The 7,522-nt window shown below is 68.1% G+C and carries 9 protein-coding genes; 3 read left to right on the forward strand and 6 right to left on the reverse strand.

The window, feature by feature from the left end:
- Positions 1-166: 166 nt before the first annotated feature.
- From ON39_RS19495 to ON39_RS19510, 4 genes are all read right to left on the reverse strand, one after another.
- Positions 167-661 (reverse strand): PH domain-containing protein, encoded by a 495-nt coding sequence (locus ON39_RS19495; protein ID WP_051186813.1) that lies wholly within the window; start codon positions 659-661, stop codon positions 167-169.
- The gene (gene ribH / locus ON39_RS19500) at positions 661-1,140 is read right to left on the reverse strand and encodes a 6,7-dimethyl-8-ribityllumazine synthase (protein WP_040736349.1); all 480 of its coding nucleotides are present in this window, start codon (positions 1,138-1,140) and stop codon (positions 661-663) included. Before ribH ends, ON39_RS19495 begins: the two co-directional genes overlap by 1 nt.
- Positions 1,141-1,161: 21 nt before the next feature.
- On the reverse strand, positions 1,162-2,406 hold the full coding sequence (locus ON39_RS19505; RefSeq protein ID WP_040736351.1) for a bifunctional 3,4-dihydroxy-2-butanone-4-phosphate synthase/GTP cyclohydrolase II: 1,245 nt from the start codon (positions 2,404-2,406) through the stop codon (positions 1,162-1,164).
- A gap of 76 nt (positions 2,407-2,482) precedes the next feature.
- Positions 2,483-3,106, reverse strand: coding sequence for a riboflavin synthase (locus tag ON39_RS19510; RefSeq protein ID WP_040736353.1), 624 nt, complete (start codon positions 3,104-3,106; stop codon positions 2,483-2,485).
- 587 nt (positions 3,107-3,693) lie between these two features.
- Between ON39_RS19510 and ON39_RS19515 the strand changes: the two genes are divergently transcribed.
- On the forward strand, positions 3,694-4,164 hold the full coding sequence (locus ON39_RS19515) for a hypothetical protein (protein ID WP_040736354.1): 471 nt from the start codon (positions 3,694-3,696) through the stop codon (positions 4,162-4,164).
- A 13-nt stretch (positions 4,165-4,177) separates the two neighbouring features.
- On the opposite strand, the gene rpe is transcribed toward ON39_RS19515, so the two are convergent.
- Positions 4,178-4,834: a ribulose-phosphate 3-epimerase gene (rpe, locus tag ON39_RS19520; protein WP_040736356.1), complete on the reverse strand. Its 657-nt coding sequence runs from the start codon at positions 4,832-4,834 to the stop codon at positions 4,178-4,180.
- 96 nt (positions 4,835-4,930) lie between these two features.
- Here rpe and ON39_RS19525 point away from each other — a divergent pair, with 96 nt between their 5' ends.
- On the forward strand, positions 4,931-5,353 hold the full coding sequence (locus tag ON39_RS19525; protein ID WP_040736363.1) for an ATP-binding protein: 423 nt from the start codon (positions 4,931-4,933) through the stop codon (positions 5,351-5,353).
- On the forward strand, positions 5,353-6,252 hold the full coding sequence (locus tag ON39_RS19530; protein WP_040736357.1) for an RNA polymerase sigma factor SigF: 900 nt from the start codon (positions 5,353-5,355) through the stop codon (positions 6,250-6,252). The genes ON39_RS19525 and ON39_RS19530 overlap by 1 nt, the downstream gene beginning before the upstream one ends.
- Positions 6,253-7,051: 799 nt before the next feature.
- Here the strand turns inward: ON39_RS19530 and ON39_RS19535 are convergent.
- A partial coding sequence (locus tag ON39_RS19535; RefSeq protein ID WP_040736359.1) for a hypothetical protein occupies positions 7,052-7,522 on the reverse strand: 471 nt, incomplete at its 5' end.

The raw sequence follows: 7,522 nt of genomic DNA on the forward strand, positions 1-7,522 counted from the left end.
CCGCACACGGCGTACGCGCTTGGCAGGCGGTCCGCCCCGCGCCACACACCCGCCGAGCGACCGGGTACTTCTGCGCGAAACATCCCCCGCGCCCCCCGGACATTCCTGCGCGAAGCACCCGACGTGCCCCGGGCACTCCTGCGCGAAGCACCCGCCGCGCCCCCGATCATTCCTGCGCGGCCGTGTACTTCGCGCCGAGTTCGCGGAGTCGATCCATTGCCTGGGCGGCGCGTTCCTTGTCGTTGGAGCGGATGGCGAGGAGGGGGACGTAGTCGTCGTTGACGAGTTCTAGGCGGGCCCAGGACTTTTTGTCGGGGAAGGCGACGCCGCGCACGGTTTCCCAGGGGAAGTCGCTGTCGCCCAGGATGTTTCGCACCGAGACTCCGCTGGGGCCGACGCGGACGCGTGGGCGGGTGAGCAGGAGGACGGCGGCGGCGATGAGCAGGCCGATGCCGATCATCGCGAGCTGGTCGGCGACCCGGAAGTTGACCCCGGTGGAGCCGGAGCGCAGCCAGATGCCGCCCGCGAGGAAGGCGACGGCGATCACGGCGGCGACGATCCGGGCGGTGCGCACCGCGCGACGCGGGCGTATCACCAGATCCCACTCGGGCGAGTCACCTTGTCCCGCAGTGGTTTCGGCGTTGCGCGCGGCCACGCCCATTACACAGACTGCCGCAGCGAACGCAGCGTGAGCGCGGCGTCGAGCGCCGCCGCACAGGCCTGCTCACCCTTGTTCTCGGCCGAGCCGGGCAGGCCGGCGCGGTCGAGCGCCTGCTCCTCGTCGTTGGTGGTGAGCACCCCATTCGCGACCGGGGTGCCCGCGTCGAGCGAGACCCTGGTGAGGCCCGCGGTCACCGCGTCGCAGACATACTCGAAATGCGGTGTGCCGCCCCGGATCACGACGCCGAGCGCGACCACCGCGTCGTGCGAGCGGGCCAGCTCCTGCGCCACCACCGGCAGCTCCATCGCGCCCGCGCAGCGAACCACCGTGACGTGCTGGACGCCGGCGTCCTTGGCCACCTGCTCGGCGTTCGCCACCAGGGTGTCGCAGATGGTGGTGTGCCAGCGCGACGCGACGATGCCGAGCTTCAGATCCCTGGCATCCGCGAGCGCGAAGGTCGGTACGCCGGTACCGCTCATCGATGTCTGCCTCTCCGTGAATTAGCGGGCGGTCTCGCCCAGATCGAGGTCGTCGAGCCCGATCAGATCGTGGCCCATCCGGTCGCGCTTGGTCCGCAGGTAGCGCAGGTTCTCGGCGTTGGCGCGCAACGGCATCGGCACCCGCTCGGTGATCTTGAGCCCGTACCCATCGAGGCCGACCCGCTTCGCGGGATTGTTGGTGAGCAGGCGCATCGAGCGGATCCCGAGGTCGACCAGGATCTGCGCGCCGGTGCCGTAGTCCCGCGCGTCGGCGGGCAGGCCCAGCTCGAGGTTCGCGTCGACCGTGTCATGGCCGGAGTCCTGCAGCTGGTAGGCCTGCAGCTTGTGCATCAGGCCGATGCCGCGCCCCTCGTGTCCGCGCATGTAGAGCACCACGCCGCGCCCCTCGGCGGCCACCATCTCCAGCGCGGCGTCCAGCTGCGGGCCGCAGTCGCAGCGCAGCGAGCCGAACACGTCACCGGTGAGGCACTCCGAGTGCACCCGCACCAGCACGTCCTCGCCGTCGGCGAGATCGCCGCGCACCAGCGCGACATGCTCGACCTCGTCGTAGATGCTCTGGTAACCGACGGCCATGAACTCGCCGTGCGCGGTGGGGATCCGCGCCTCGGCGACCCGGATGACGTGCTTCTCGTGCCTGCGCCGCCAGGCGATCATGTCGGCGATGGAGATCAGCGCGAGGTTGTGCTCGTCGGCGAAGACGCGCAGCTCCTCGGTGCGGGCCATGTGGCCCTCGTCCTTCTGGCTGACGATCTCGCAGATCACGCCCGCCGGACGCAGCCCGGCCATCCTGGCCAGGTCGACCGCGGCCTCGGTGTGCCCGGGCCTGCGCAGCACGCCGCCGTCCTTCGCCCGCAGCGGCACCACGTGCCCGGGGCGGGTGAAGTCGTCGGCCTTCGCCTCGTCCGAGGAGAGCAGTCGCATGGTGGTGGCGCGGTCGGCGCCGGAGATGCCGGTGGTGATGCCCTCGCGGGCGTCGACCGACACGGTGTACGCGGTGCCGTGCTTGTCCTGGTTCATCGCGTACATCGGCGGCAGGCCGAGCCGATCGCAGTCGTCACCCGTCAGCGGCACACAGATATAACCGGAGGTGTAGCGAATCATGAAGGCCACCAGCTCGGGGGTGGCCTTCTCCGCCGCGAAGATGAGGTCGCCCTCGTTCTCGCGGTCCTCGTCGTCGACGACGACGACCGCCTTACCCGCGGCGATATCGGCGACTGCGCGCTCGATGGTGTCGAACCTGGTCACGTTTGTTGTGCTCCATCTCGAAATAGGTCCGCCCCTACACTACGGCGTCGCTCGCGGATGTTGACCGCCCGGCCGCTCACCCGCGTTGCTGCAGTCGCTCGACGTACTTGGCGATCACGTCGACCTCCAGGTTGACGGTCGTGCCGACGGTGGCGAAGCCGAGATTGGTGAGGGCGAGCGTGGTGGGAATGAGCGAGACCTCGAACCAATCCCGGCTGTCCGCCTCCGCGGGTTCGTCCGCGACGCCGAGGCCGGAGACGGTGAGCGAGATGCCGTCGACGGTGATCGAGCCCTTCTCCACCACGTAGCGGGCGATCGCGTCGGGCAGCGAGATGCGCACGACGTCCCAGTTCTCCGAGGGGGTGCGGGAGAGCACGGTGCCGGTGCCGTCGACGTGGCCCTGCACGAGGTGTCCGCCGAGCCTGCTGTTGAGCGCGGCCGCGCGCTCGAGGTTGACCTTCGAACCGGTGTCCAGCTTGCCGACGCTCGACCGGTTCAGCGTCTCCTGCATGACGTCGACGGTGAACGAGTCGCCGCCGATCACGTCGACGACGGTCAGGCAGACGCCGTTCACCGCGATCGAATCCCCGTGCCCGGCATCGGAGGTCACCAGCGGGCCCCGGATCGTCAGGCGCGCGGCGTCGGCCAACCGCTCGGTGGCGACGACCTCGCCCAGCTCCTCGACGATGCCTGTGAACATGCCTGACTCCCTGTCGCGTCGTGGTCCCCGGTTGCGGAACAGCCCGGCCGCGACGGGTATTCCCGCCGGTCGGTGCCGATGGCCTCAGCTTAACGACGGCTCGTCGTAGCCGATAGCCGCGGTTCCGCGCGGGAATCATCGGACCGTGTCCCGGCAACCGCCGAGAGAACCAAACCGGCGGCCGGGCGACACTCCGTGTCGGCAGACGGCCTATAACGAATAGACGCCGAGATAAGCCCTAACATGCGGATTCAGCCGCTATATCAAATCGGTCATAATCGTTTACACGCATTATTGATACCGCAAATTTGCGTTTTGCAGACCCCCAGCAAACCCCCGAGGCGCGAATCTACCCACCCGCGACTCACTTTCCACGTTTGCTTGCGCCGTGACCGAAATAGCAGCAATATTGTTATGTAGCTGATTCCTACCGTTCAACTTCCGCTTCGAGCAGCGAGACGAGGAACCGTTCGACCTGGTTGAGCATCTGCCGAGCCGGGAAGTCCGACCCAAAGATTGTCCATCACTCGAGGAAGTCAGATAACAACAGTGGGTCAACAGAAGTTCGACACAGTTGGGGGCGCGCAGTGACCACTCTTCTCGATCCGACGCTGGAAATTCGCTGCATGCAGTACCGGCACGAATTGCACCTGCCCGCCTCGATAGATCCGACCTCGCGGCACATTCTGCTGCACATCGGCGCGCATTACGGCGCAATCACGATGCCCGCCGAACTGGGCGAGCGGGTGCGGCAGAGACTCGAGCAGGCGGCCATCGGGGGCCCGGTCGTCGCTCATCCGCGCGCCAAGCGCTGGACGTTTCTGACCGGACCGTACCGCCCGGACGCCCTCACCGCCGCGGTCTCGGCCGAGCTGTTCCGGATGTACGCGACGGTCGCCTGCACCGGCAGCCAGGTCGTCCTGCCGTCGCCGGACGACGAGCACACCGGTTATCGCACCTGGATTCGCCCGCCCGAGCCGGCGAACACCCGGCCGCCGCTCACCGCGGTGATCGAGGCGACGCGGGCGATCGGGGCGCGCGAAAGCCGCGCGCGGTAAGGGATTTCGCGGATCAGGCCGTCCGCAGCGCGGCGGCCTGCCTGCGCAGCGCCTCGACCGCGGCGCCGGGATCGGCCGTGTTGTAGACGGCGGAGCCTGCGACGAAGCAGTCGATGCCCGCCTCGGCTGCGGCCTCGATCGTGTCGGTGTTGATGCCGCCGTCGATCTCTACCAGCAGCCGCAGCTCGCCCGCGTCGACCAGCCTGCGCACCGTGCGCGCCTTGTCCAGCACCTCGGCGATGAACGACTGCCCGCCGAAACCGGGCTCGACGCTCATCACGAGCAGCGTGTCGAACGAGCGCAGAATCTCCAGGTACGGCTCGATCGGTGTGTTCGGCTTCACCGAGAGGCCGGCCTTGGCGCCCGCCGCGCGGATGTCGCGGGCCACCGCGACCGGATCGTCGGTCGCCTCGGCGTGGAAGGTCACATTGTGCGCGCCCGCCTCGGCGTACGGCGGCGCCCAGCGGCCCGGGTCCTCGATCATCAGGTGGCAGTCGAGCGGGATGTCGGTCGCCTTCAGCAGGCTCTCGACCACGGGGAGCCCGAGGGTGAGGTTCGGCACGAAGTGCGCGTCCATCACGTCGACGTGTAGCCAGTCGGCGCCGGCCACCGCGTCGGCCTCGTCCGCGAGGTGGGCGAAGTCGGCGGACAGAATCGAGGGGGCGATCATGGGAGCGGCCGGGCGCGTGTAAGTCGGGGTGGACACAACGTCGCAGTCTATCGGTAGTGGGGGTTGGCCAGCGCACGAGTGGGTAGCCTGATCAGGGTGATCAACATTTCGGCGGAACAGGGGCTCTACAGCACCCCGGTGGAGATTCGGGTGGCCGCGTCGGTCACGCAGCTGCCCATCGTTCGTGGGCTCGCCGAAACTCTGGTGCTACTAAGCGATTTCACGCTCGACGAGGTGGCCGACGTGCGGTTGGCCGTCGATGAGGTCTGCTCGACCCTGATCGCCGTCGCCGGCCCGGGCACCAGCCTGAACTGCCGTTTCACCGTCGGCGAGACCGAATTGCTGGTGCGCGTCAGCGGAATCGCCGATAAGGCGGGCCTGCCCGACCAGCGCAGCTTCGGCTGGCACGTGCTGCGCACGCTCACCGATGAGGTACAGGCGACCCAGGATCCATTCGACTCGACGGTTTCCGGATATCCGACGACGGTCGAGTTCCGTCGGGTCCGGGGTAAAGCGTAGTGGCGGACGAGGACACCGTGTTCGGCTCCGATCGCGACGACAACGCAGACATCGCCACAGACGAATCCGAACAGCCCACCGACGAGACCGTCTCCAGCGAGGACGCCGCCGAAGAGTCCGAAACCCTGGAATCCGCTAGGACCGTCGCCGGTTACGACGACGTCGCGCTGCTGTTCGAGCAGTTGGGCGCGAGCAAGCCGGGGACCGCGCGGCACACCGCGATCCGCGCCGAACTGATCGGTCGCTGCATTCCGCTCGCCGACCACATCGCGCGCAAATTCAGCGGGCGCGGTGAGCCTTTCGACGATCTCACCCAGGTGGCGCGCGTCGGGCTCGTGCACGCCGTCGACCGGTTCGACATCGAACGCGGCTCGAACTTCCTGTCTTTCGCGGTGCCGACCATCATGGGCGAGGTCCGCCGCTACTTCCGCGACAACACCTGGGCCATGCGAGTTCCGCGGCGTGTCAAGGAGACTCACCTGCGCATCGGCTCGGCGATCGACGCGCTCTCTCAGCGGCTCGGCCGGTCGCCGACCGCCAAAGAGATCGCCGCCGAACTCGACGTGGATCCCGACGAGGTGACCCAGGCCGTCATCGCCGGCAACGCCTACCAGCCCAGCTCCATCGACGCCGCCACCCTCGGCCGCGACACCGACGCCTCGCTGCTCGACACCCTCGGCGAGGAGGAGTCCCAATTCGACCGCGTCGAAGAGTATGTCGCGATCCGGCCGCTGCTGGCCGGGCTGCCCGAGCGGGAGCGACGCATCCTCACCATGCGCTTCTTCGAGTCGATGACGCAGACGCAGATCGCGCAGCAGATGGGGATTTCGCAGATGCATGTGTCGCGTATTCTCGCGAAAACCCTTGCGAGGCTTAGGGAACAATCGAGTCGGGAGTAGCCGATTCGGTTCGCCGGGAGCTCCCGCCTGCCGCTCGCGCGGTGGGCGGTGAGCGGTGGGCGGTGAGCGGTGAGCGGTGAGCGGTGAGCCACCATGCGTCGTCGGGTTGGCGAACGTGTTGCCCGGCAACGCGATCCAGGTCGATCAGGAGGAACTCGTGGCCGTCGTAGTGCGGCGGCGAGCAGGAAGGCGGATCCGGAGGTCAGCAACGGCTTCTCCACAAGACGCCGTTCTCACCCCGCAACCGCCTCATCCCGCAGTGTGGGCAATTCGATGGCACCCACGTCCGTCGAACGTGCTGCGGTAATGAGCGCGCGTTGCGGGTGCGGCGATTGACGCACTCCTTCCACGATTCGCACCCACTCCAGACACCTGGAGACAGTGCAAATCCCAGCAAACAGTGCGTCGATTCGGCGCACTCCTCCCACGGATCCACGACACTCCAGACGCTGGAGACGGTGTGATCCCAGTTAAAGGTGCAGCGATTCGGCCGCACTCCTCCATGGATGCGCACCCACTCCGGACACCTCGAGACGATGCAGATTCCGGCAAAGGGTACGGCCATCGAGACCGCGGCGGAGCTCGCATACCTGCTGAGGGCCCGCAGTTGGGTCGGTGAGGATCGAGCAGAGTCATATGGTGGCTAAACGATCTTCACCAGCAACCATATGACTCTGCTGATCTTGGCGCGCGGGCGCGCAGTGGCGGCGTGCCTCAGCAGGTGGATCTGTTTCGCTGCGGGAGTAGGGCTTGGCGGCGGTGTTCAGGGGAGAGCACCGCCGCCGATTCCCGGTCGGCGCTAGGCGGGTTTGCGGAGGGCGGACATGAACATGGCGTCGGTGCCGTGGCGGTGGGGCCAGAGTTGGGCGGTGGGGCCGTCGCCCAGGTCGGTGACGCCGGGGAGGAGGGGGCGGGTGTCGAGTTGTTCGGCGCCGGTGCGGCGGACGGCGTCTGCCACTACGACCACTGTCTCCGAAAGGTGGGGTGAGCAGGTGGAGTACAGCAGGACTCCGCCGGGGCGCAGCAGATCCCATGCGGCAGAGAGCAATTCGCGCTGGAGAGTGACCAGTTCGGCGACGTCGGCGGGGGTGCGGCGCCAGCGGGCCTCGGGGCGGCGGCGCAGCGCGCCGAGGCCGGTGCACGGGGCGTCGACCAGGATGCGGTCGTAGCCGGGGGTCAGTCCACTGGCGCGGCCGTCGGTGACGTGTACGTCGACGGGCAGGCCGTGCACGGACTTGCGCACGAGTTCGGCGCGGTGCTCGGCGGGTTC

This window comes from Nocardia tenerifensis NBRC 101015 (assembly GCF_000308715.1).
GTDB lineage: Bacteria > Actinomycetota > Actinomycetes > Mycobacteriales > Mycobacteriaceae > Nocardia > Nocardia tenerifensis.